The sequence below is a fragment of the Mesorhizobium sp. M0800 genome, from assembly GCF_040320095.1.
Taxonomy (GTDB): Bacteria; Pseudomonadota; Alphaproteobacteria; order Rhizobiales; family Rhizobiaceae; genus Mesorhizobium.
On record NZ_JAMYOZ010000001.1, the window covers coordinates 502,554 to 526,004 of the forward strand.

At 62.9% G+C, this 23,451-nt stretch carries 22 protein-coding genes; 20 read left to right on the plus strand and 2 right to left on the minus strand.

Annotated elements, in window-relative coordinates:
• The first annotated feature begins 27 nt into the window (after positions 1–27).
• The 14 genes from NKI18_RS02315 to NKI18_RS02380 all read left to right on the plus strand — a co-directional run bounded on the left by NKI18_RS02315 (position 28) and on the right by NKI18_RS02380 (position 13,790).
• Positions 28–876 (plus strand): bifunctional allantoicase/(S)-ureidoglycine aminohydrolase, encoded by an 849-nt coding sequence (locus NKI18_RS02315; RefSeq protein WP_502900645.1) that lies wholly within the window; start codon positions 28–30, stop codon positions 874–876.
• Positions 873–1,376 carry an ureidoglycolate lyase gene (locus tag NKI18_RS02320; RefSeq protein WP_352614347.1) on the plus strand — a complete coding sequence of 168 codons (504 nt, stop codon included), beginning with the start codon at positions 873–875 and terminating at the stop codon, positions 1,374–1,376. The genes NKI18_RS02315 and NKI18_RS02320 overlap by 4 nt, the downstream gene beginning before the upstream one ends.
• Complete coding sequence (locus NKI18_RS02325; protein WP_352454754.1) at positions 1,376–1,969, plus strand: nucleoside deaminase; 594 nt, start codon at positions 1,376–1,378, stop codon at positions 1,967–1,969. The genes NKI18_RS02320 and NKI18_RS02325 overlap by 1 nt, the downstream gene beginning before the upstream one ends.
• 54 nt (positions 1,970–2,023) lie before the next feature.
• Positions 2,024–2,329, plus strand: a complete 306-nt coding sequence (locus tag NKI18_RS02330) for a type II toxin-antitoxin system MqsR family toxin (RefSeq protein WP_352614345.1) — start codon at positions 2,024–2,026, stop codon at positions 2,327–2,329.
• 2 nt (positions 2,330–2,331) lie between these two features.
• Positions 2,332–2,751 carry a type II toxin-antitoxin system MqsA family antitoxin gene (locus NKI18_RS02335; RefSeq protein ID WP_352614344.1) on the plus strand — a complete coding sequence of 140 codons (420 nt, stop codon included), beginning with the start codon at positions 2,332–2,334 and terminating at the stop codon, positions 2,749–2,751.
• A 91-nt stretch (positions 2,752–2,842) separates the two neighbouring features.
• Entirely contained in the window at positions 2,843–4,825 is a 1,983-nt protein-coding gene (locus NKI18_RS02340) for a CocE/NonD family hydrolase (RefSeq protein ID WP_353018740.1), read from the plus strand.
• Between the two features lie 154 nt (positions 4,826–4,979).
• Positions 4,980–6,569 (plus strand): ABC transporter substrate-binding protein, encoded by a 1,590-nt coding sequence (locus tag NKI18_RS02345; RefSeq protein ID WP_352614341.1) that lies wholly within the window; start codon positions 4,980–4,982, stop codon positions 6,567–6,569.
• Positions 6,570–6,585: 16 nt separating this feature from the next.
• Positions 6,586–7,545 carry an ABC transporter permease gene (locus NKI18_RS02350; RefSeq protein WP_352590910.1) on the plus strand — a complete coding sequence of 320 codons (960 nt, stop codon included), beginning with the start codon at positions 6,586–6,588 and terminating at the stop codon, positions 7,543–7,545.
• Positions 7,546–7,555: 10 nt separating this feature from the next.
• Positions 7,556–8,380 (plus strand): ABC transporter permease, encoded by an 825-nt coding sequence (locus NKI18_RS02355; protein ID WP_352590907.1) that lies wholly within the window; start codon positions 7,556–7,558, stop codon positions 8,378–8,380.
• Positions 8,380–10,065, plus strand: a complete 1,686-nt coding sequence (locus tag NKI18_RS02360; RefSeq protein ID WP_352614340.1) for an ABC transporter ATP-binding protein — start codon at positions 8,380–8,382, stop codon at positions 10,063–10,065. Before NKI18_RS02355 ends, NKI18_RS02360 begins: the two co-directional genes overlap by 1 nt.
• A gap of 94 nt (positions 10,066–10,159) precedes the next feature.
• Positions 10,160–10,999 carry an alkaline phosphatase family protein gene (locus tag NKI18_RS02365; RefSeq protein ID WP_352614338.1) on the plus strand — a complete coding sequence of 280 codons (840 nt, stop codon included), beginning with the start codon at positions 10,160–10,162 and terminating at the stop codon, positions 10,997–10,999.
• A gap of 133 nt (positions 11,000–11,132) precedes the next feature.
• On the plus strand, positions 11,133–11,696 hold the full coding sequence (locus NKI18_RS02370; protein WP_352452243.1) for a sigma-70 family RNA polymerase sigma factor: 564 nt from the start codon (positions 11,133–11,135) through the stop codon (positions 11,694–11,696).
• Positions 11,693–12,361 carry an anti-sigma factor gene (locus NKI18_RS02375; RefSeq protein ID WP_352614336.1) on the plus strand — a complete coding sequence of 223 codons (669 nt, stop codon included), beginning with the start codon at positions 11,693–11,695 and terminating at the stop codon, positions 12,359–12,361. Before NKI18_RS02370 ends, NKI18_RS02375 begins: the two co-directional genes overlap by 4 nt.
• Positions 12,351–13,790 (plus strand): S8 family serine peptidase, encoded by a 1,440-nt coding sequence (locus NKI18_RS02380; protein WP_352614335.1) that lies wholly within the window; start codon positions 12,351–12,353, stop codon positions 13,788–13,790. The genes NKI18_RS02375 and NKI18_RS02380 overlap by 11 nt, the downstream gene beginning before the upstream one ends.
• 5 nt (positions 13,791–13,795) lie before the next feature.
• On the opposite strand, the gene NKI18_RS02385 is transcribed toward NKI18_RS02380, so the two are convergent.
• Positions 13,796–14,290: a DUF8737 domain-containing protein gene (locus tag NKI18_RS02385; protein ID WP_352614333.1), complete on the minus strand. Its 495-nt coding sequence runs from the start codon at positions 14,288–14,290 to the stop codon at positions 13,796–13,798.
• A gap of 79 nt (positions 14,291–14,369) precedes the next feature.
• On the opposite strand from NKI18_RS02385, the gene NKI18_RS02390 reads away from it, so the two are divergent.
• Entirely contained in the window at positions 14,370–15,278 is a 909-nt protein-coding gene (locus tag NKI18_RS02390; protein ID WP_352614331.1) for a LysR family transcriptional regulator, read from the plus strand.
• Positions 15,279–15,350: 72 nt separating this feature from the next.
• Here NKI18_RS02390 and NKI18_RS02395 read toward each other — a convergent pair whose 3' ends face one another.
• On the minus strand, positions 15,351–16,373 hold the full coding sequence (locus tag NKI18_RS02395) for a substrate-binding domain-containing protein (protein WP_031213013.1): 1,023 nt from the start codon (positions 16,371–16,373) through the stop codon (positions 15,351–15,353).
• Between the two features lie 360 nt (positions 16,374–16,733).
• On the opposite strand from NKI18_RS02395, the gene NKI18_RS02400 reads away from it, so the two are divergent.
• The 5 genes from NKI18_RS02400 (at position 16,734) to NKI18_RS02420 (ending at position 23,293) form a co-directional block, all read left to right on the plus strand.
• Positions 16,734–18,089 carry an ABC transporter substrate-binding protein gene (locus NKI18_RS02400; RefSeq protein ID WP_352452249.1) on the plus strand — a complete coding sequence of 452 codons (1,356 nt, stop codon included), beginning with the start codon at positions 16,734–16,736 and terminating at the stop codon, positions 18,087–18,089.
• 227 nt (positions 18,090–18,316) lie between these two features.
• Positions 18,317–19,330 (plus strand): carbohydrate ABC transporter permease, encoded by a 1,014-nt coding sequence (locus tag NKI18_RS02405; protein WP_352622679.1) that lies wholly within the window; start codon positions 18,317–18,319, stop codon positions 19,328–19,330.
• Position 19,331: 1 nt separating this feature from the next.
• Complete coding sequence (locus NKI18_RS02410) at positions 19,332–20,486, plus strand: carbohydrate ABC transporter permease (RefSeq protein ID WP_352622681.1); 1,155 nt, start codon at positions 19,332–19,334, stop codon at positions 20,484–20,486.
• Positions 20,487–20,490: 4 nt separating this feature from the next.
• The gene (bglA, locus tag NKI18_RS02415; RefSeq protein WP_352622683.1) at positions 20,491–22,155 is read left to right on the plus strand and encodes a beta-galactosidase BglA; all 1,665 of its coding nucleotides are present in this window, start codon (positions 20,491–20,493) and stop codon (positions 22,153–22,155) included.
• Positions 22,156–22,180: 25 nt separating this feature from the next.
• Positions 22,181–23,293: an ABC transporter ATP-binding protein gene (locus tag NKI18_RS02420; protein ID WP_352622684.1), complete on the plus strand. Its 1,113-nt coding sequence runs from the start codon at positions 22,181–22,183 to the stop codon at positions 23,291–23,293.
• Positions 23,294–23,451 lie beyond the last annotated feature (158 nt).

Genomic DNA, 23,451 nt, shown 5'->3' on the forward strand with positions numbered 1-23,451 from the left:
AGGCTTGAATTTATGGATATGATGAAAATGGCCGAGCGAACCTATTATGCGCCGCAGGGCGGACATCCCGGCCAGAGCGAATTGCTGACCGGCCGCGCTGTGTTCACACAGGCCTATGCCGTCATCCCCAAAGGCGTGATGCAGGACATCGTCACCAGCGCCCTGCCGTTCTGGGATGGGACACGCGTCTGGGTGCTGTCGCGGCCGCTGTCGGGTTTTGCCGAGACGTTTTCGCAATATATCGTCGAGCTCGCGCCTGGCGGCGGCAGCGACCACCCTGAGCTTGACGCCGCCGCCGAAGGTGCGATGTTCGTGGTCGAAGGCGAGCTAAGCGTTTCGCTTGCCGGCAAGAAACATAGCTTAAGGCCGGGCGGCTTTGCCTTCCTGCCGCCGGCGAGTGGGTGGACGGTGCACAATGAAAGCGGCGCCGCCGTCCGCTTCCACTGGATCCGCAAGACTTATGATGCAGTCGACGGCATCGAGCCGCCGCAAGCGTTCTTCGTCAACGAACAGGACATCGCGCCGACGCCGATGCCGGGTACCGAAGGCCGATGGGCGACCACGCGCTTCGTCGATCCGGCCGACATGCGCCACGACATGCATGTCACCATCGTCACGCTCGAGCCGGGCGCGGTCATTCCTTTCGCCGAGACGCATGTCATGGAGCACGGGCTCTATGTGCTGGAGGGCAAGGCGGTCTATCGTCTCAACCAGGACTGGGTCGAGGTCGAGGCTGGCGATTATATGTGGCTGCGCGCCTTCTGCCCGCAGGCTTGTTATGCCGGCGGGCCAGGCAAATTCCGCTATCTCCTCTACAAGGACGTCAACCGCCACGCCAAGCTTGGCAGCGCCGGCGTCGCGAGACCTACACCATGACCCGCATCGTCGCGCGGCCGCTGACCCGCGAGAATTTCGCCGAATTCGGCGATGTCATCGATATGGGCGGCGACAACCATTATCCGATCAATGGCGGCAAGGCCGAGCGCTACCATGACCTCGCCACCGCGGAAGCACGAGGGCCGAATGCGCGCGTGCTGATCTCGATGGTGCGTGGCATGCCCTATGAGCTGCCGTTGAAGCTTACCATGGTGGAGCGCCATCCGTTTGGCAGCCAGGCCTTCATCCCGCTGTCACCACGGCCGTTCCTGGTCGTCGTCTGCCATGATGGCGAGGAAGGCCCGGGCGAACCGCATGCGTTCGTCACCGCGCCCGGCCAAGGCGTCAACTATCCGCGCAATCTGTGGCACGGTGTGCTGACGCCGATCGGCGAGCCGCAGGACTTCCTGGTCGTCGACCGTGGCGGCGACGGCTCCAATCTCGAAGAGTGCCATTTCTCGCACGCCTACGAGATACATCTTCCCGATGGGAGCCGGTGATGACCGACATTTCGCTGATCGACCGCCTGCTCGATGTCATAGAGCACGACATCGTGCCGAAGACGGCCGAGGGCGTCGCGCATGGCAACAAGTTGTTCGGCGCGGCGATCCTGCGCAAGGACGACCGTTCGCTGGTGCTTGCCGAAACCAACAACGAGACGGAAAACCCGCTCTGGCATGGCGAGGTGCACTGCCTGAAGCGCTTCTACGAAATGCCCAAGGCCGAGCGCGTCGATACCAAGGACGCGATCTTTCTTGCCACGCACGAACCTTGCTCGCTCTGCCTGTCGGCGATCACCTGGACCGGCTTCGACAATTTCTTCTATCTGTTCAGCCACGAGGACTCGCGCGACAGCTTCGACATCCCGCACGATTTGAAGATCCTGAAAGAGGTCTTCACCCTCGATCCCGGCGGCTACAATGCCGAGAATGCCTATTGGAAGAGCTTTTCGATCCGCAAATTGGTGCGCTCGCTGCCCGACCCCGAGCGCGGTCGGCTGGAAGCGCGCATCCACACAATATCGGCGCGCTATGACGAATTGTCCGGCGCCTATCAGGCCGGCAAGGACGAGAACGACATTCCGCTGAATTGAATGCCGCAAAGTTCAATGGCTTGAATTGCCACCTTTATGGTGGCATATTGCGTTATGGAGAAACGCAGACCCACTTACGATCTTGATGCAATCAAGGCCGAGTTGGGTTCTGTCGACACGCTGGCAATCACGACGTCCGCCCTGCGGGATGCCATTGGGCTGGGCTTTGATCGCGCCGGTATTGTCGAGGTGATCGGCAGCATCACGCGGAAGATGTTTGTAAAGTCGATGACGACGTTCGCCGACCATCGTGTCTGGCAAGATGTCTATTACGTGCCAGCACGCGACCTGGTTCTCTACGTGAAATTTCAGGCGGACGTCGTGACCGAATTCACAGTCATGTCGTTCAAGGAAAAGTGACTATGGCGATGAAAGAAAATAATGGAACGAATAGCATGACCTCCCCCGAAACAGGAGAAACGCTGACGCGTGGGGTGCGTCCGTTCACTGTGACTTACAAGGGCGAGAGCATGATCGTCGACCTGCCGGGTTATTATCCCTCTTCGGGAAGTGAGGGCGTGCATGTCGGAGACGACATGACCGTCGTCGATGCAGCGCTCCGCATCCTCAAAGAAAAGATCGACGGCGTTCCGGCACCGGCCACCATCCGTCGCGTGCGCACAAAGCTCAAACTGTCGCAGCGCGAGGCAGGATCCCTGTTCAAGGTCGGCGAGAACGCTTTCGACAAATACGAACGGGGTCTGATCGAGCCGAGTGGCCCAACCATTCAGCTGATGACGCTGTTGGAAAAACACCCGGAGTTGGTGGACGAGTTGCGGTAGCCGCGCGGCCTCTCTGACACGTCGCATAATTTGCTGCTCCAGTCGCGAATAGCGATTGAAAGTCGCCTCGCTGCGGGGCGTTATGCCCCGCATGAAAATCGTCACTGAATTCCCACGAAAGATCGTCGAATTTCCGGATATGGGGATCATCATGCCGGACGGCTGCCGGCTGTCGGCGCGGGTGTGGATGCCGGCCGATGCTGCCGACGATCCAGTGCCGGCAATCCTCGAACACCTGCCCTATCGCAAGCGCGACGGCACGATCTATCGTGATCAGCTGACGCATCCCTATTTTGCCGGCCACGGCTACGCCTCGATCCGCGTCGACATGCGCGGCAATGGCGATTCCGAAGGGCTGATGGACGACGAATATTCCGAGCAGGAATTGCAGGACGCTTGCGACGTCATCGCCTGGGCGGCGGACCAGCCCTGGTGCAACGGCAATGTCGGCATGATGGGCATTTCGTGGGGCGGCTTCAACTGCCTGCAGGTGGCGTCTAAGCAGCCGCCGGCGCTGAAGGCGGTCATCAGTCTCTGTTCGACGGTCGACCGCTATGCCGACGACATCCACTACAAGGGCGGCTGCCTGCTGATCGAGAATTTCGGCTGGGCCTCGACCATGCTGTCCTATTCGTCAAGGCCGCCGGATCCGTTGCTGGCCGGCGACAAAAGATGGCGCGACCTGTGGCTGACCAGGCTGGAGAACCAGCCCTTCCTGGCACCGCTGTGGCTGAAGCACCAGCATCGCGATGCCTATTGGAAGCGCGGCTCGATCTGCGAGGACTATTCCGCCATCCATGCCGCGGTGCTGTCGATCGGCGGCTGGCATGATGGCTATCGCAATACGATTTCCCATCTCGCCGTCAATATCGAGGCGCCGGTCAAGGGCATCGTCGGCCCGTGGATCCACAAATACCCGCATTACGCCGCGCCCGAACCGCGCATCGGCTTCCTGCAGGAGGCCTTGCGCTGGTGGGACCGCTGGCTGAAGGACATCGACACCGGCGTCGAGGCCGACCCCGCCTACCGCGCCTATGTCATGGACAGCGTGCGTCCGGCGCGCTGGCATCCCGAGCGGCCGGGCCACTGGGTCGCTGAATCGGAATGGCCGTCACCCAACATCAAGACGCAAGAGGTTGAGCTTATCGCTGAAGGCAACCAAGCTATCGTCGCTTCGCCGCAAAGCTGCGGCCTCGCCGGCGGCGAATATTTCCCCTTCACCTTCGGCCCGGAAATGCCGGGTGACCAGCGCCCCGACGATGCGCTGTCGGTGTGCTTCGACCAGCCGGTGCTGACCGAAACGGTCGACGTTGTCGGTGCTCCCGAAGTTGTGGTCAGGGTCTCGTCGGACCGGCGCCAGGCGAACATCGCGGTTCGGCTGTGCGACGTCCATCCGGACGGGGCATCGGAGCTGATCTCGTACGGCGTGCTCAACCTGACGCATCGCAACTCGCACGAATTTCCCGAAGCGCTGGTGCCCGGCGAAACCGTCAGCGCCCGGGTGGTGCTCGACCAATGCGCCTATCGCGTGCCGGCCGGCCATCGCTTGCGCGTTGCCGTTTCGAACGCCTATTGGCCGATAATCTGGCCGTCGCCGGAGCCGGTCCGGCTCGAATTGTCGGCCGCGACATTGATGCTGCCGGTACGCCCGCCGGCGACAGGCGACGAGGTCACCTTCCCCGCTCCCGAAGGTGCTGCGCCCTGGGCAACGGAGACGCTTCGGCCCGCCAATTCCGAGCGTCATGTCGATCGCGACGAAAAGACCGGAATGATTACGCTTTCCATCGTCGACGATTTCGGTGAGGTGCGCGACCTGGAGCATGGCCTCGCTAATGGCAGCATCGCCAGAGAGGCATGGGCGATCCATCCCGACAATCCGCTGTCAGCCTCGGGCAAGACGCATTGGACCCAGACGCTGTCGCGAAATGGATGGTCGGTGCGCACCGAAACCTTCGCCGAAATGCGGTCCGACGCGCAAAGCTTCGTGGTTAGCGCCAGAATCGAAGCCTACGAAGGCGAGAAACTCGTCTTCGAGCGCAACTTCGAGGAGAAAATCCCGCGCGCACTGCTTTGAGCGCTTATAGCGATTGGTCCAATTGCGACGCACGATTTACGCCACGGCATGTCGCATTCGGTCTTGCTTACCGCTTTCCCTTACGGTCATTATTCTCCCGATCGAAATGAGAAAAACGACCATAAGGTCGGACCAACAGAGTGAGGAACTCAACATGTCAAACGAACTGGAATTTCTCAGCCGGCGCGTTGCGTCCGGCAAGCTGAGCCGTCGCGATTTTCTCGGCCGGGCGGCAGCGCTCGGTGTCACCGCAACCTTCGCCAACTCGCTGCTTTCAAACGCGGCGCGTGCCGCAGGCCCGGTCAAGGGCGGCACGCTGAAGGCCGGCCTGGTCGGCGGCTCTTCGGCCGACAGCCTCGATCCGGCCCTGTTCCTGACCCAGGTGCCGTTCGCCTTCGGCAAGATGTGGGGCGAACTGATCGTCGAGCTTTCCCCGGAAGGCACTCTCGAGAACCGCATCGCCGAGGAGATCGGCTCGTCGGACGACGCCAAGACCTGGACGCTGAAAATCCGTGACGGCGTCGAATTCCACAATGGCAAGACGGTGACCGCCGAGGACGTGGCCGCCACGCTCGAACGTCATTCGGACGAAAAGTCGAAGTCCGGCGCACTCGGTTACATGAAGGGCATCGAGAGCATCAAGGTCAGCGGCAAGGAAGTCGTTCTGACGCTGAAGGAGGCCAATGCCGACCTTCCTTATCTGCTCAGCGACTACCACCTGATCATCCAGCCGAACGGCGGCAAGGACAAGGCCGACGCCGGCATCTCGGCCGGGCCTTACAAGGTCACTACCAACGAGCCTGGCGTGCGTCATGGCGGCGAGCGTTTCGCCAACTACTGGCAGGGCGACAAGATGGGCCATGCCGACCAGGTCGAGGTCATCGTCATTAACGATGCCACGGCGCGGACGGCCGCCCTGCAGGGCGGACAGGTCAACATGATCAACCGCGTCGAGCCGAAGATCGTCGACCTGATCAAGCGTCTACCCGGCGTCACCATCCGCAACCATGCCGGCCCTGGCCACTACGTCTTCATCATGCACTGCAACACCGCGCCATTCGACAATAACGATCTGCGTATGGCGCTGAAGCTGGCGATCGACCGCGAGGAGATGCTCGACAAGATCCTCAGAGGCTACGGCTCGCTCGGCAACGACTTCCCGATCAATGCGGCATACCCGCTGTTTTCCGATGATATCGAGCAGCGCAAATACGATCCCGACAAGGCAAAGTTCCACTTCAAGAAGTCGGGCCATGACGGCTCAATCTTGCTCAGAACATCGGACGTCGCCTTCCCGGGCGCTGTCGACGCCGCGCAGCTCTATCAGCAGAGCGCGGCCAAGGCCGGCATCACGCTGGAGATCAAGCGCGAGCCGGGCGACGGCTACTGGAACGAAGTCTGGAACAAGCAGCCCTTCTGCGCGTCCTACTGGGGCGGACGCTCGACGCAGGACCAGATGTATTCGACCGCCTACCTGTCGACGGCCGACTGGAACGATACGCGTTTCCTGCGTCCGGATTTCGACAAGATGGTGCTGGCGGCACGCGCCGAGCTCGACAACACCAAGCGCAAGGCGATGTATCGCGACATGGCGATGCTCGTTCGCGACGAGGGCGGCCTCATCCTGCCGATGTTCAACCAGTTCATCGACGCGACGGGCGCCAAGGTTGCCGGCTGGGTCGACGATCCGCATCAGGAGCTGATGAACGGATACGCTCTGGCAAAGTGCTGGCTCGAAGCCTGAGCCCGGCCTTGCGGATATGTCCTCACCCATCGTGAAACTTGTGGCCCAGCGCATCGCGCTGGGCATTCTGCTGCTGTTGGCCGTTTCGGTCCTGATCTTCGCCGGCACCCAGATCCTGCCCGGCGACGTCGCGCAAGCTATCCTCGGACAGTCGGCGACCCCGCAGTCGCTCGCCAATCTGCGCGAGCAGCTCGGTCTCAACGATCCGGCCTATATCCGCTATTTCCGCTGGCTCGGCGGCGTGCTCACCGGCAATCTCGGCACGGCGATGTCGAGCGGGCAAGATATTGCGACCTCGATCAAGGGGCGACTGTGGAATACGTTGTTCCTCGCCTTCTGGGCGGCGATCGTGGCGGTGCCACTGGCGATCATCCTCGGCCTGATCGCAGTGCGCTACCGCAATGGCTGGGTCGACAAACTGATTTCCGGATTGGCGCTCGCCTCGACGTCCTTTCCCGAATTCTTCATCGGTTATGTGCTCGTCTATTTCTTCGCCGTGAAGTACCAGATCTTCCCGGGCATCTCGACCGTCTATGACGGAATGCCTTTCGGCGAACGCATTCTGGCGATCACGCTGCCGGCGGCGGCGCTGACCCTGGTGGTGCTCGCCCATATGATGCGCATGACGCGCGCCGCGATCCTCAACGTCATGCAGTCTGCCTATGTCGAGACGGCGGAGCTCAAGGGGCTGTCGGCCTTCGCCGTCATTCGCAGGCATGCCTTTCCCAATGCGATTGCACCTATCATCAACGTCGTCATGCTCAACCTCGCCTACCTGATCGTCGGCGTTGTCGTCGTCGAAGTGATCTTCGTCTATCCCGGCATGGGGCAGTATCTCGTCGACCACGTCACCAAGCGCGACGTGCCGGTGGTGCAGGCGGTGGGGCTGATCTTTGCCGCCGTTTACATCAGCCTGAACATCATCGCGGACATAGCGGCGATCGTCGCCAACCCGCGCCTCAGACATCCGAAATGAGGGGGCGGGTATGCTCGTCATAAAACGCATCCCCATCCCGGCGCTGATCGGGCTAGTGCTGACGGCATTGTTCGTGCTGGCGGCGATCTTCGCGCCATGGATCGCGCCGCATGGCAATGGCGAGATCATCGGCGATGTCTGGGAACCAATGTCGGCGACGCATTGGCTGGGCACCGACAATCTCGGCCGTGATCTGTTGTCGCGCATGATTTACGGCGCCCGCATCACCCTGTTCATCGCGGTGCTGGCGACGGCGCTGTCGTTCTCGCTCGGTGCCATCCTCGGCTTCTCGGCCGCGGTGTTCGGCGGCTGGTTCGACACGCTTCTGTCGCGTCTCGTCGATCTCCTGATGTCGATCCCGACATTGATCATGGCCCTTGTCGTGCTGTCGGTGCTGCCATCCAATCTGGTGACGCTGATCTTGGTCATGGGCGTTCTGGATTCGACCCGCGTCTACCGCCTGTCGAGGGCGGTCGCTGTCGACATCAACGTCATGGATTATGTCGAGGCGGCCAAGCTGCGCGGCGAAGGCAGCGGTTGGATCATCTTCCGCGAGATCCTGCCCAATGCGCTGTCGCCGCTGGTTTCAGAACTCGGCCTGCGTTTCATCTATGCCGTACTGTTCCTGTCGACGCTCTCCTTCCTCGGCCTTGGCGTGCAGCCGCCTAGCGCCGATTGGGGCGGCATGGTCAAGGAAAACAAGGACGGCATCGTCTTCGGCATAGCCGCCGCCCTCATTCCGGCGGCGGCGATTGCCGCACTGGCGATTTCCGTCAATCTGGTCGCCGACTGGGTGCTAAACCGCACGACAAGCCTGAAGGGAGGACGCGGGTAATGGCTGACAAGCAACCGAAGCCCGGGCAACCGAAGCCCGGGCAACCGAAGTCCGGCGTGCTGCTCGACATCCGCAATCTGCGCATCGAGGCCACGGTATATCCGCCGGGTGAGGCGCCGAAGAACATCGTGCTGGTGCACGACGTCTCGCTGACGCTCGAGAAGGGCAAGGTGCTTGGCCTGATCGGCGAGTCCGGCGCCGGCAAATCGACCATCGGCCTGTCGTCGATGGGCTACGGCCGCGGTGGCGTGCGCATCACCGGCGGCGAGGTCATCCTCAATGGCCGCGACATCCTGAAGGGCGGCAACGAAGGGTTTCGCAAATTGCGCGGCCGCGAGGTCTGCTATGTCGCGCAATCGGCGGCAGCCGCCTTCAATCCGGCGCACAGGCTGATGGACCAGGTGGTCGAGGCAGCACTCCTGCACGGCACGGCGACGCGGGCCGAAGCCGAAAAGCGCGCCGTGGCGCTGTTCAAGAAGCTCAGCCTGCCGAACCCCGAAAGCATCGGCGAGCGCTTCCCCCACCAGGTCTCGGGCGGTCAGCTGCAGCGCGTGATGACGGCAATGGCGCTGTGCTCGGAACCCGACCTGATCGTCTTCGACGAGCCGACCACGGCGCTCGACGTGACGACCCAGATCGACGTCTTGGCGGCGATCAAGGATGCCATCCGCGACACGCATGTCGCGGCGCTCTACATCACTCACGACCTTGCCGTCGTCGCCCAGGTCTCGGACGAGATCATGGTGCTGCGCCACGGCCGGCTGGTCGAATGGGGCGGCACCCGCCAGATCATCAAGGAGCCGCGCCAGGAATACACCAACGCGCTGGTTTCGGTGCATGAGATCGAACACCAGGAGCAGAAGCCTGGCACGAGCCCGTTCCTGTCGGTCAAGAACATCACCGCCGCCTATGGCCGCAGTCACATCAAGGTGCTGAAGAACGTCTCGGTCGATATTTTCCCCGGCCAGACGCTGGCGGTGGTCGGCGAGTCCGGCTCCGGCAAATCGACACTGGCGCGCGCCATCACCGGCCTCTTGCCGCCCGAACAAGGCACCGTCACCTTCGACGGACGGCCGCTCGCCAACCGGCTTGCCGACCGGCCGAAGGAGGATCTTCGCCAACTGCAGATGATCTATCAGATGGCCGACGTGGCGATGAACCCGCGCCAGACGGTCGGCACCATCATCGGCCGGCCGCTGGAATTCTATTTCGGTCTGCGCGGAAGGCAACGTGACGCCCGTGTCGCGGAACTGCTCGACAAGATCGAAATGGGCAAAGGCTATGTCGACCGCTATCCGGCCGAGCTTTCGGGCGGCCAGAAGCAGCGCGTCTGCATCGCCCGCTCGCTCGCCGCAAAGCCGAAGCTGATCATCTGCGACGAGGTGACCTCGGCGCTCGATCCGCTGGTCGCCCACGGCATACTGGAGCTGCTCCTCGGGCTGCAGAAAGAGGAAAACGTCGCCTATCTGTTCATCACCCACGACCTGGCCACGGTCAAGTCGATCGCCGATTCAATCGCCGTGATGTATCGCGGCGAAGTGGTGCGCTACGGCGCCAAGAGCACCGTGCTGACGCCACCCTTCGATGCCTACACCGATCTTTTGCTATCGTCGGTGCCAGAAATGGAGATCGGCTGGCTAGAGAAAGCGATCACGGGACGGCGCATGGCCAGCGCGGGGAACTAGCGGGCCGCCCTTTGCGCCCGACGATCCTGTCCGGGTGTGGATTGAACGGCAGGCCCGCCCTGACTTTTCCGATTTAAGCCGCATGGAGGCGCCCTTGGCGCTCGACACAAAACTATTGCTCATCATCCTCGACGGCGTGCCTTACCGGAACTGGCGACGGCTGATGGGCAATCTCGAAGGCTGGGTGCAATCAGGCGAAGCCCGCGTATGGAAAATGCGCTCCGTGCTGCCGTCGACCTCGGCATCCTGCTATGCCTCGATCCACACCGGCGTGCCGCCCCAAGTGCACGGTATCCTGTCGAACGAGAACCGGTTTCGCGTCGAACAGCCGGACATCTTTTCCGAAGTCAGCAGGGCCGGCGGCAAGACCGGTGCGGTCACCCACTCCTACTGGTCCGAATTCTTCCGGGCCTATCCGTTCGACCTGGTCGAGGACATGGAGTTCGACCAGCCGGGCAGGCCGATCAGCCATGGCCGGTTCCACACCATGACCGGCTACAATGCCAGGAACCAGATGACGCCGAGCGACGTCGACCTGTTCGCGACGTTGACCATGCTGACCAGGCGCTACGGCATCGACTACGGCATCCTGCACAGCTGTACTCTGGACTCGATGGGCCACCGCTTCGGCCATGACTGCCACGAGATGGATCATGCCGTCTATGCAATGGACGCCATGCTCGCCGGCTTTCTGCCGCGCTGGCGGGAAGCCGGCTACGAGGTGATCGTCACCGCCGATCATGGCCAGACCGATCGCGGCCATCATGGCGGCCACGACGAGGAGATGCAGGATTTCGCACTTTACTACTTCGGATCCGGCGAGGGTCCGGAAGCCAATACGCTGCTCGATCAGCTGCAGCTCGCGCCGACGGTGCTTGCGCGCCTCGGCGTGCCGGTGCCGGCGACGATGAAGGCCGAGCCGTTCCTGAGTTGAGCGCGCGCCCTCTTCTCCCTCTGGCAACGCTCCCGCTCTTCAGTTAGCCTCCGCAAATATACGGGCGGATGCGGTGAACCTTTTTGGGCCGATCAGCGACAGAGCAGGCAGGAGCCAGGCGGCTCGACCGGCGATGACGGCCGCGGAGACCGATCGCGCGCTTGTCGAGCGGGTCGCGAAGGGCGACCGTGCCGCCGTGCGGCTCCTGTTCATGCGCCACCACGCGCGGGTCTACCGCTTCGTAGCACGCCAGACGGGATCGGAACTGATGGCCGACGATATCGCGAACGAGGTGTTCCTCGAACTCTGGCGGCAGGCACCGGCCTTCGAGGGGCGCTCGGAGGTCTCGACATGGCTGCTCGGCATTGCCCGCTTCAAGGCGCTGTCCCTGCTGCGCAAGAAGAAGGAAGACTGGATCGACGACGATGACGCGGCCCAGGTCGCCGACGGCGCCGACACGCCTGAAGTCGTGACGATGAAGGAAGACAAGGCCGCCGCCTTGCGACGCTTTATCGATGCCATGCCGGAAGAGCACCGCACGGTGATCGACCTTGCCTATTATCACGGGCAATCGGTGAGCGAGATCGGCGAGGTACTCGGCATCCCGGTCGCAACGGTCAAGACCAGGATGTTCTACGCCCGCAAGAAACTCGGCGAAGCCCTCAAGGCCGCCGGTTACGACAGGGGGTGGCCATGAGCGCCGCTGAAAAGATGTCACGCCGCGACGAAATGGAAATGCTGCTGCCGTTTTATCTGAACGGCTCGCTGGAGGGCACCGAGCTCGAAGCCATCGAGGAATGGCTGGCGAGCGATCCGGCGGCGATGGCCGCACTAGGCGAGGCCGAGGCCGAATTCTCCGGCACCGCTGCCGCAAACGAGGCAATCCGCCCGCCGGCCGATGCGCTCAGCCGCTTTGCCAAGGCGCTCGACGCCGAGGCCGTCCCGTCCCGCGCGCCTGCGGCATCGTCCTGGCTGGCGCAGGCCTGGAGCCGCTTCATGGCGGTGCCTGCCGGCGTCGCCTGGGCCGCGGCCGCGGTGCTGCTGGCCCTGGTCGTCGCGCAATCCTTTGTGCAGACCGGCAACAGAGGTGGCGATTTCGAGATTGCCGGATCGGAGGACGATCTGGCCAAAATGCCGTTTGCCCTTGTGAAGTTCAAACCGGATGCGAAGCTGTCCGACATCATCGCTTTTCTCGACCAGAACCAGTTGAAGATCGCCGGCGGGCCGACCGCCGACGGCGTCTTCCGCGTCGGCGTTCCGGCCAAGACCGCCGCCGACTATCAGAAGCTGCTTGGCCTTATTGCCGCCCAGCCTTTCACCGAAGCTGCGCTGGAGGGAAGGAAACCGGCTGATGGCGGCTAAGGCGGTCATTCGATTGACGGCAGCGATGACAATCTTCGCCGCGTCCGCAATGGCGCAGACCAATGACCCGAACCTCACCCAGGCTGAGATCGACTGCCTGAACCGGGGAAATGCGGCCAACGCCGACTGCGCCAAGGATGGCGGCGCCGTGAAGGATGGTGGCAAAGCGCCGGCTCCTGGAATAACGGGCGCGTTGTTTCTTCCGGGCTTGATTGTCGACCTGTTCCCCAATCCTGCCGTAGTCACCGAGGCGCCTATACCTCCTGGCAATACTGCAACCCCACCCGCCGTCGCGCCGGCAATACAGGCTGCCGCGCCGGGCGGTCCGGTCGTAGCACCCACCGATCTTGTGGCAACCGAGCCGCCGCGCGCCGTGATCGGCGATTTCGTGCCCGACGAGGTGCTGGTCACGGTCAATGGCGATGCCGGCGCGGTCCAGCAGATCGCGGCTTCGTTCGGCCTCGAGATACGCTCGCAGCGGCAGTCGCGGCTGCTCGGCAACACACTGGTGCGCTTCGGCATTCCCGACGGCCGCCCGGTCGGCGTCGTACTGGCGCAACTTGCCGCCGACGGCCGTACTTTGCGGCGTGAGGCCAACCATGTCTATTCGCTGCAGCAGGCGGCCAGCATCGTCAATTATGCGTTCGAGCGCATTGCGCTCGACGCCAACGAGGCCAGCGGCGAGAATGTGCGCGTCGGCGTCATCGACACCGGCATCGATGACGGCAATCCGGCGCTCTCCGGCGTCATCGCCGGGCAGTTCGATGCCATGCCCGACGTGCCGATCAAGGCGCGCGACCACGGCACTTCGGTCGACGGATTGATCGCCGGTAACGGCGCGTTCAAAGGCATGGCGCCGGGCGCCAGGATCTATCACGCCCGCGCCTTCGAGGGCGGCAAGTCGACCATGGACGTCATCCTTTCGGCGCTCGACTGGGCGGCGGACCAGGACGTCCGCATCATCAATATGAGCTTCGTCGGCCCGAAGAACGACCTGCTCGGCATCGCCTGCCGCAATGCGCGTGCGCTCGACATCGTGCTGGTTGCGGCCGCCGGCAATAACGGACCGAAGGCGCCCTATGGTTATCCGGCCGCCTTCGACGGCGTGATCGCGGTGACGGCCACCGATGCCAAGGACGGGCTGATGCAGCAGGCCAATCGCGGCGCCTACGTCTTCATCTCCGCTCCCGGCGTCGAGATGGTGGCGCCGAGCGGCGCCGGCTCGGACGTGGTGACCGGGACGTCCTTCGCCGCAGCGATCGTGACCGGCGCCGTCGCCAACCTGTTGCATGCCGCACCCGACCGTTCGGCTGACTGGGTCGAGAAAGCACTTGCCGTCACCGCAAGGGATCTCGGCGCGAAGGGGCGGGACAATGATTTCGGCTTTGGCCTGCTGGACACCAAGGCGGCCGAGGCGGCGAATGAATAGCCCGCTCAAGTCGCGTTTTGCCGAGGACGTACCAGAAAATAGAATGCGGCGACGTGCGTTATCATCAGCAGCGGTACGTAGATGATCGGGATCGCGTAGGTGGCGCCAATTTCGCCTGCGCGTGCAGGAAGGCCGATCTGAATGGCGTGGTAATAGTCGACAATGAGGTCGACCGTCCCTACGACATTGAAGGCGACGACCAACGGCCAGAAGAGCGGGCGTATCCTCACCGTGAGCAGCGCCAGCATGGCCAGCACGCCAGTCGCGAAATCGCCGTAGGCGGCGAATACGGCGAAGTCGGTGGGCAGATTGGGGCTTACGACACCTGGAACCATGAAGACGAGCCCGAAGAAGCGGAAGCTGTGCAGCGTAGCGATAGCGCGTTGCGCCGCGACCCGGTCCATCGACCTGAGCCACGGCAAACCGTACGCGCCGAAGCAAAGCAGCCACGCGACGTAGCCGAGAACAAGGTGGGTTTGGAATACCATTTCCGTGGACATTTGGCTTCCTCAACAGTTGATTCACGCGGCTTTAAGCCCGCTACCGCAATTCGACTATCCGGTGTAATCACAACAACCTATGAAGCAGAACTACACAGTCCGACATGGTGCGCTGGAGGGCGTCGAGGCGTTCCTGGCCGTCGCCAGGCGCCGTAACTTCCGCCGTGCCGCCGCCGATCTCGGCGTGACGCCATCCGCCGTGAGCCAAGCGGTGCGCGCGCTGGAAGCCCGTCTGGGCACGGCGCTGTTCGTCCGCACGACGCGGAGCGTTGGTTTAACCGAGCCTGGCCAGCGGTTCCTCGACCGTGCCGGCCCGGCGTTCGAAGAGCTTGTCGCGGCCGGCGAGGCCGCCCGCGATATCGGCCAGCGGCCGACCGGTCTGCTGCGCCTGTCTGTGCCCCGCGCCATCGTGCCGTTGATGTTGGAGCCGGTGCTCGCGTCGTTCTGCCAAGCCTATCCTGAGATCGAACTGGAGATCGCCGTGAGCGACCAGATGGTCGATCTCGCGACCGGTGGGTTCGATGCCGGCATCCGCCTCGGCCAGCTCATCGCCGCCGACATGGTCGCGGTGCGGCTGACAGCGCCGTTCTCGTTCGTGGTCGTCGGCAGCCCTGACTATCTTGAGCGCCACGGCCGTCCCGAGCGTGTCGACGACTTGCGCCACCACGCCTGCTTACGCTTGCGCCGCTCGAATGGCAGCATCGCGCCCTGGTCGTTCATCGACGGCAACGGCGCGATCGAAGCGGTCGTCTCAGGCCCGCTGATCGCGCACGACTATTCGACGTTGGTCGGGGCTGCGATGCGGGGCGTCGGGCTGGCGCAGACGCCGCGACCACTCGCCGAAGGTCTGATAGCCGAAGGAAAACTCCAGTCGGTGCTGGACAGCGTCGCCACGACGACGCCGGGTGTCTTCCTTTATCATCCCGGCAAGCGCCAAGTCCTGCCGAAGCTGCGCGCCTTCATCGATCACCTCAAATCCGCGGCCTGAGACCAGGACGCACCCGCTGGTGCTGGCCAACAGCCGCCAAGAGTCGACCTCGGCCGTTCAGAGTGATTACCTCTAGGCCGGCGCGCCGGCGACCGATCCCCTGACCACCAGGTCGACCGGCCAGACTTCGCCGCGAGCGCCCTCCTCCAGGCCGGAAATCCGCGCCGCCAACCGTTCGGCGATGCGCGCGCCGGCGAGGCGGATCGACGAACGCGTCGTCGACAATGGCACCGAAAAATTTTCCGGCTTCAGCCAGGGAAAGACGTCGTCATGGGCGATCAGCGACAGGTCGCCCGGAATGGTCAGGCCGAGATCGCGCACCGCGCGCACCACGCCGAGCGCCATGATCAGGCTGGAGCAGGCGATCGCCGTCGGCGCGTCGCTTTGTTCCAGCAAGCGCCGGGCGGCGCGGTAGCCGTTCTCCTCGGTCATGGTGAGGGAACAGACATGCTGATCACGAAGCACCAGGCCGCTCGCCGCAAGCGCGCGGCGCACGCCGCGCTCGCGATGGATAGCGAAGGTCTCGCGATCGTCGCCATTGATCAGCGCCAGACGCCTATGACCGAGCTGGACAAGTAGCCGCGCCGCCTCGTGGAAGGCGCCCTCATTGTCGATGTCGGTGAACGGATAGTCGAAATCGAAGCCTTCGCTGCGGCCATGGACGATGAAGGGAATGCCGAGCGTGTTGACGAGTGCCACCCGCCGGTCGGCCGGCCTCGGCGACGAGATATAGACCGCGTCGACCTGCCGGTTGGCGACAATGCGGCGGTAGGTCGTCTCCTGGTCGTCGGCATCGGCCGGTGACAGCACCAGGTCGAGCTCGTGCGAACGCGCATAGTCGCCGAGGCCGGACAGGAACTCGACGAAATGCGGGTCGATGTCGACGGTCGTCCCCGTCGGCAGCACATAGCCGATCATGCCGGTCTTGCCGGTCGCCAGCCGGCGGGCGCTCGGATTGGGGCGATAGCCGTGACGCTTGGCGGCATCGACCACCCGCCGGCGCGTTTCCTCGTTGACTTCCGGGTAGCCGTTCAATGCGCGGCTCACCGTAGTCTGCGAAAGCGCCAGCATGTGGGAGAGCTGCTTGAGGTTCACCGGAGGCCTCCAACCTCAAAGCGCTTTTAATCTGAATCGAGCTAGCCGCTACGAACCGCGTTGCCGAGCGCACTGACCATACGCACGGTTCGGACCGGTTTGAAGCCGAATTTGCTGCTGCACCGCCAGAAACTGTGCTGCAGCGCACTTTCGCCGGCACTCGACCGCAGAAATTAAATCGATTAATTTGGCTTTCTCTTGACTCCGGACCAATTCAGTGGCGAGATCAAAATCACCAAAGCGCTTTGGAAGACTCTACGAAAGGTTGCAGTTCCTTTCCGACTGAGTCACAGTCCTGCAGCGCCGGCGGACGGAATGGAGGTTTCGTTCGGTGTTTGTCACCACTGGGAGGGAATACCGATGAAGAAAATGCTTCTGCTGGGCGCTGCGTTTGCCACGCTTGCGCTCGCCATGCCGGCGCAAGCCGAACTGAAGTTCAAGCCGGGCGAAGATCCCCGTTTCAACTGGGCCAACTACGAGGAGCTCAAGAAGGTCGACCTCAAGGGCGAGACGCTGACGATCTTCGGGCCGTGGCGCGGCGAGGACGAAGGGCTTATCCGCACCGTCCTCGATTACTTCTCCGAAGCCACCGGCGCCGAGATCAAGTACTCCTCGTCGGAGAATTACGAGCAGCAGATAGTCATCGACACGCAGGCCGGCAGCCCGCCCAACATTGCCGTGCTGCCGCAGCCGGGCCTGATCCAGGATCTGGCATCGAAGGGGCTTTTGACGCCGCTCGGCGACGACACGGCCAACTGGGTCAAGGACAATTACGGCGCCGGCCAATCCTGGGTCGACCTCGGCACGTTCAAGGACAAGGACGGCAAGCCCGGCTTCTTCGCCTTTCCGTATAAGGCCGACGTGAAGTCGCTGGTCTGGTACTCGCCGGACAATTTCGAGGAAGCGGGCTACAAGGTGCCGAAGACGCAGGAAGAGCTTGCCGAGCTCGAAAAGAAGATCATCGCCGACGGCGGCACGCCATGGTGCATCGGGCTTGGTTCGGGCGGCGCCACCGGCTGGCCGGCGACCGACTGGGTCGAAGACATCATGCTGCGCACCCAGACGCCCGAGACCTACGACAAATGGGTGAAGAACGAAATTCCGTTCAACGATCCGGCAGTGGTCAACGCCATCGACATTTTCGGCAAGATCGCGACCGACGACAAGATGGTCGAGGGCGGCGCCAAGGCGGTTGCGGCGACCGATTTCCGTGACAGCCCGAAGGGCCTCTTCTCGGTGCCGCCGAAATGCTATCTGCACCACCAGGCATCGTTCATCCCGACCTTCTTCCCGCAAGGCACCAAGATCGGCGAGGATGCCGACTTCTTCTATTACCCGCCCTACGCCTCCAAGCCCGAGCTCGGCACTCCGGTGCTCGGCGCCGGCACGCTGGCCATGATCACCAAAGATAGCAAGAGTGCCCGCGCGTTCATCGAATTCCTGAAGCTGCCGCTCGCTCATGAGATCTGGATGGCACAGGGCGGCTTCGTGACGCCGTTCAAGTCGGTCAACAAGGACGCCTATGCTAGCGACGCGCTGAAGAAGCAGGGCGAGATCCTGGCCAACGCCTCGACCTTCCGCTTCGACGGGTCCGACCTGATGCCGGGCAAGATCGGCGCCGGTGCGTTCTGGACCGGCATGATCGACCTGGTCGGCGGCAAGTCCGCCCAGGACGTCGCCACTGACATCCAGAAAAGCTGGGACGCGATCAAGTAAGCGGCCGGCTTGAGTTCCCAATGTGATGTGGTCCGGGCCTCAAACGGCCCGGACCCTACCCGGTGCTTGGCGTCGCGTCGATTGTCGTGAGTACAACGCATTCCGGCATGACGCGCGCCCAGTGACCTGCTTTCCGGCTGGTCGCGCTCCAGACAACTGAATCGGCGCATGATCCCGTCGCCAAAGCCATTCTCGACTGGCGGATCCGTGCGCAGGGGGAGGGACCCATGGCGGCTCAGATTTTTTCGGCGATATTCGTCATTATCATCGGCGTGGGCGGCTGCGTCGCCTATTTCTGGGGCGCCAACAAGGCACTCGACACGATCTTTCCGGCACGCGGCGTTTCCGGCAAGGCGGCGATTAACAATCTGCGCCGGCAGGGGGTGATCCGACCCTGGCTCTTCGTCGGCCCGGCGATGATCATCCTCACCATCTACCTGATCTACCCGGTGGTGGAGACGCTGAGGCTGTCGTTCCTCGATCGCGGCGGCGCCCATTTCGTCGGCGTGGCCAACTATCAATGGGCGTTCGGCGACCGCGAGTTCCGCAACTCGATCCTCAACAACATCATCTGGCTGGCGGTGGTGCCGGCCGCCTGCACCTTCCTCGGGCTGATCATCGCCGTGCTCACCGACAAGATCTGGTGGGGCACCATCGCCAAGAGCCTGATCTTCCTGCCGCTGGCGATCTCGTTCGTCGGCGCCAGCGTCATCTGGAAATTCATCTACGAATATCGCGGCGACGGGCAGACGCAGATCGGTCTGCTCAACGCCATCATCCAGTATTTCGGCGGCCAGCCGCAGGTCTGGATCTCGCTGCCGTTCTGGAACAACTTCTTCCTGATGGTCATCCTGATCTGGATCCAGACCGGCTTTGCCATGGTCATCCTGTCGTCGGCCTTGCGCGGCATTCCGGAAGAGACGCTGGAAGCCGCCGTCATCGACGGCGCCAACCCTTTCCAGATCTTCTGGAAGATCATGGTGCCGCAGATCTGGGGCACCATCGCCGTGGTCTGGACCACCATCACCATCCTGGTGCTGAAGGTTTTCGACATCGTGCTGACCATGACCAACGGCCAGTGGAACAGCCAGGTGCTGGCCAATCTGATGTTCGACTGGATGTTCCGCGGCGGCGGCGATTTCGGCCGCGGCGCCACCATCGCCATCATCATCATGATAGCGGTCATTCCGATCATGGTCTGGAACATCCGCCAGGCGAACAAAGAGACGGAAGGACATTGAGATGGCCGCGTCGACCGGAAAGTCCTTTGTCAGCCGTTTCGGCGTCCATATCGCCGTCTTCATCTTCGTTGCGATCTGGACGATCCCGACGCTCGGCATTCTGGTCTCGTCGCTGCGCGACAAGGATCAGATCATCGCTTCGGGCTGGTGGAACTCGTTCACCAGTTCCAGCCAGACGGAAGCCGGCCGGCTGCCGCCAGCCTCGGCGCAGGTCGAGAAGTACGGCAAGTTCGTCCTGCAAGGCAATATCTTCGGCGACGGCCCGGCCCGCAACATCAGCGCCTTTGGCGTCAAGTCGGCCGCGCCGACGCAATATCCCGCCGGCACGACAGCCGATCTCGGCGACGGCGTGACCCTGCAGCTCAATGCCGACGGCAGTTTCGTCACGACCTCGCCGAAGGCTTTCGAAAGCGAACGCGGCCAGCGCGTCTACTACGCCTCGTCGGCGCCGCCGAAATTCACCACCGACAATTACGACACGGTGCTGTTTTCGGAAGGCATCGGCCGCTCCTTCATGAACTCGCTGACCGTCACCATTCCGGCGACCGTCATCCCTATCCTGATCGCCGCGTTCGCCGCCTACGCGCTGGCCTGGATGCGCTTTCCCGGCCGCGCCCTGCTCATCGCCGTCATCATCGGCCTCCTGGTCGTGCCGCTGCAGATGTCGCTGATCCCGCTGTTGAAGCTCTATAACGGCGTCGGCAGCTTCTTCGGCGTGCCGTCGAAGACCTATCTCGGCATCTGGCTGGCGCATACCGGCTTCGGCCTGCCTTTCGCCATCTATCTTCTGAGGAGCTATATCGCCGGCCTGCCACGCGAGATCATGGAGTCGGCGCGTATCGACGGCGCCAGCGATTTCGAGATCTTCGTCAAGATCGTGCTGCCATTGTCGTTCCCGGTGCTGGCCTCGTTCGCCATCTTCCAGTTTCTCTGGGTGTGGAACGATCTGCTGGTGGCGATGGTTTTCCTCGGTACCGAGGGCGACCAGATCGTACTGACCGCCAAGCTCAATGCGTTGCTCGGCTCGCGCGGCGGCGACTGGGAGATCCTGACGACATCGGCCTTCGTCACCATCATCGTGCCGCTGATCGTGTTCTTCTCGCTGCAGCGCTATTTCGTCCGCGGGCTGCTTGCCGGCTCGGTGAAAGGAGGTTGAGATCATGCAATCCGCTTTGAAGGCCACCCCGAAGCCAGATCTCGCTATAGATCGCGACTGGTGGCGAGGTGCCGTGATCTACCAAATCTACCCGCGCAGCTATCAGGATTCGAACGGCGACGGCATCGGCGACCTCAGGGGCATGATCGGCCGGCTGGCCTACATCGCCTCGCTCGGTGTCGACGCCATCTGGATCTCGCCATTCTTCAAATCGCCGATGAAGGATTTTGGCTACGACGTGTCGGATTATTGCGATGTCGATCCGATGTTCGGCACGCTGGCCGACTTCGACGCGCTGACCGCAGAGGCGCATCGGCTTGGCCTCAAGGTGATGATCGACGAGGTGCTCTCGCACACCGCCGACATCCATCCCTGGTTCAAGGAGAGCCGCTCGAGCCGGAGCAATCCAAAAGCCGACTGGTATGTCTGGGCGGATGCCAAGCCGGACGGCACGCCACCCAATAACTGGCTGTCGATCTTCGGCGGCTCCGCCTGGCAGTGGGACACCAGCCGCCAGCAATATTACCTGCATAATTTCTTGGCCGAGCAGCCCGACCTCAATTTCCACAGCCGCGCGGTCCAGGACGCGCTGCTCGACGTCACCCGCTTCTGGCTGGAGCGCGGCGTCGACGGCTTCCGCCTCGATACCATCAATTTCTATTTCCACAGCCAAGGCCTGGAAGACAATCCGCCGCTGCCGCCCGAGCAGCGCAACGACCAGACGGCGCCGGCCGTCAACCCCTACAACTACCAGGACCATCTCTACGACAAGAGCCGGCCTGAAAACCTCGGCTTCCTCGAACGCTTCCGCGCCTTGCTCGACGAATACCCGGCGACGGCCGCGGTTGGCGAGGTCGGCGATTCGCAGCGTGGGCTGGAAGTGGTGGCGGCCTATACGGCCGGCGGCAAGCGCGTGCATATGTGTTACTCCTTCGACTTCCTGGCGCCGGAGAAGATCAGCGCGGCAAAGGTACGCTCGGTGCTGGAAACCTTCGGCAAGGTGGCCAGCGACGGCTGGTCGTGCTGGGCCTTCTCCAACCATGACGTGATGCGTCTCGCCTCGCGCTGGGCAGCCGGCGAGCCCGACCCGACCGCCTACCTCAAGGTCATCTCGGCGCTGCTGATGTCGTTGCGCGGCTCGGTCTGTATCTATCAGGGCGAGGAGCTCGGGCTCAGCGAGGCCGAGCTCAGCTTCGAGGATCTGCAGGACCCATACGGCATCCGCTTCTGGCCTGAATTCAAGGGACGCGACGGCTGCCGTACGCCGATGGTTTGGGACGGCGCTGCCCGCAATGGCGGCTTCTCGACGGCAAAGCCCTGGCTGCCGGTGCCCAGCAAGCACCTTGCGCAAGCCGTCAATGTGCAGCAAGGCGACGACGGCTCGCTGCTCGAGCACTACCGGCGCTTCCTGGCTTTCCGCCGCGCCCATCCGGCACTGGCCAAGGGTGATATCGAGTTCATCGAAAGCGAGGGCGACACCGTCGCCTTCACCCGCCGTGAAGGCAACGAGCAGATCGTCTGCGCCTTCAATCTCGGAGCAAAGCCGGCCGAAGTCGATCTTGGCGGCCGCTCATTGCAGCCCTTGCCGGGACACGGGTTTTCGGGACAGACTAGCGCCGGCACTATCCGCCTCGGCGGCTACGGCGCCTGGTTCGGGCGTATCGACTGAATTCAAGGAAGAACTGGAGGGTACCATGGCCGATGTCACGCTAAGGCAAGTGAGGAAATCATATGGCAATCTCAACATTCTGCACGGCGTCGACCTCGACATAAAGTCGGGCGAATTCATCGTCTTCGTCGGCCCCTCGGGTTGCGGCAAGTCGACCTTGCTGCGCTGCATCGCCGGGCTGGAGGAGATCACCTCGGGCGAGCTCAAGATCGACGGCGAGATCGTCAACGACGTGCCGCCGTCAAAGCGCGGCATCGCCATGGTGTTCCAGTCCTATGCGCTCTATCCGCACATGACCGTCTACGACAACATGGCCTTCTCGATGAAGATCGGCAAGGAAAGCAAGGCCGAGATCGACAAGCGGGTGCGCCAGGCGGCCGAGATCCTGCAGCTGACCAAATATCTCGACCGTCTGCCCAAGGCGATGTCGGGCGGCCAGCGCCAGCGCGTCGCCATCGGCCGCGCCATCGTGCGCAATCCCAAGGTTTTTCTGTTCGACGAACCGCTATCCAACCTCGACGCGGCGCTGCGCGTCGCCACCCGCATCGAGATCGCCAAGCTCAAGGAATCGATGCCGGCCACAACGATGATCTACGTCACCCACGACCAGGTCGAAGCGATGACGCTGGCCGACCGCATCGTAGTGCTGAAGGAAGGCCATATCGAACAGGTCGGCACGCCGATGGAGCTCTACAAGCGGCCCGGCAATCTGTTCGTCGCCCAGTTCATCGGCTCGCCGGCGATGAACATCCTGCCGGCGACGATCGACAAGACCGGCAACCCGACGGTCGTCAGCCATGTCGGCGGCCGCAAGGCGACGGTGCCGATCACAACGCCTGCCTCGGCGAAAGGCGCTGCGGTAAGCTTCGGGGTGCGGCCGGAGGATCTGATGATTGCCACGGGCGCCGACTATTTGTTCGAAGGGACGGTCGACTATGTCGAGCAGCTCGGCGAGGTCCAGCTCGTCTATGTCGACATCGGCCGCGCCGACCTGCCGCTGGTGACCAAGCTGCCGGGCAATGTCGAGGTCAAGCGCGGAGCGACGCTGCGGCTGACGGCGGACGCCGGCGACCTGCATATTTTCGACGCCGACGGGCGCTCTTTCGCGCTCCATGAAGCAGAAGCAAAGGCGGCTTGAGGCAGGCGTTCTTCCGCCATGCAAGAGACAAGAGCGGCGGGGATGGGCCGCCGCGGGTTTGTGGGATTACAGTTGGGGCGTTTTAGCGGGTTATAGTTTAAAGGGACCCCCCAACCGGCGTTATGTTTTTTTTTTAGCAAATAACACAGGGAAACGCT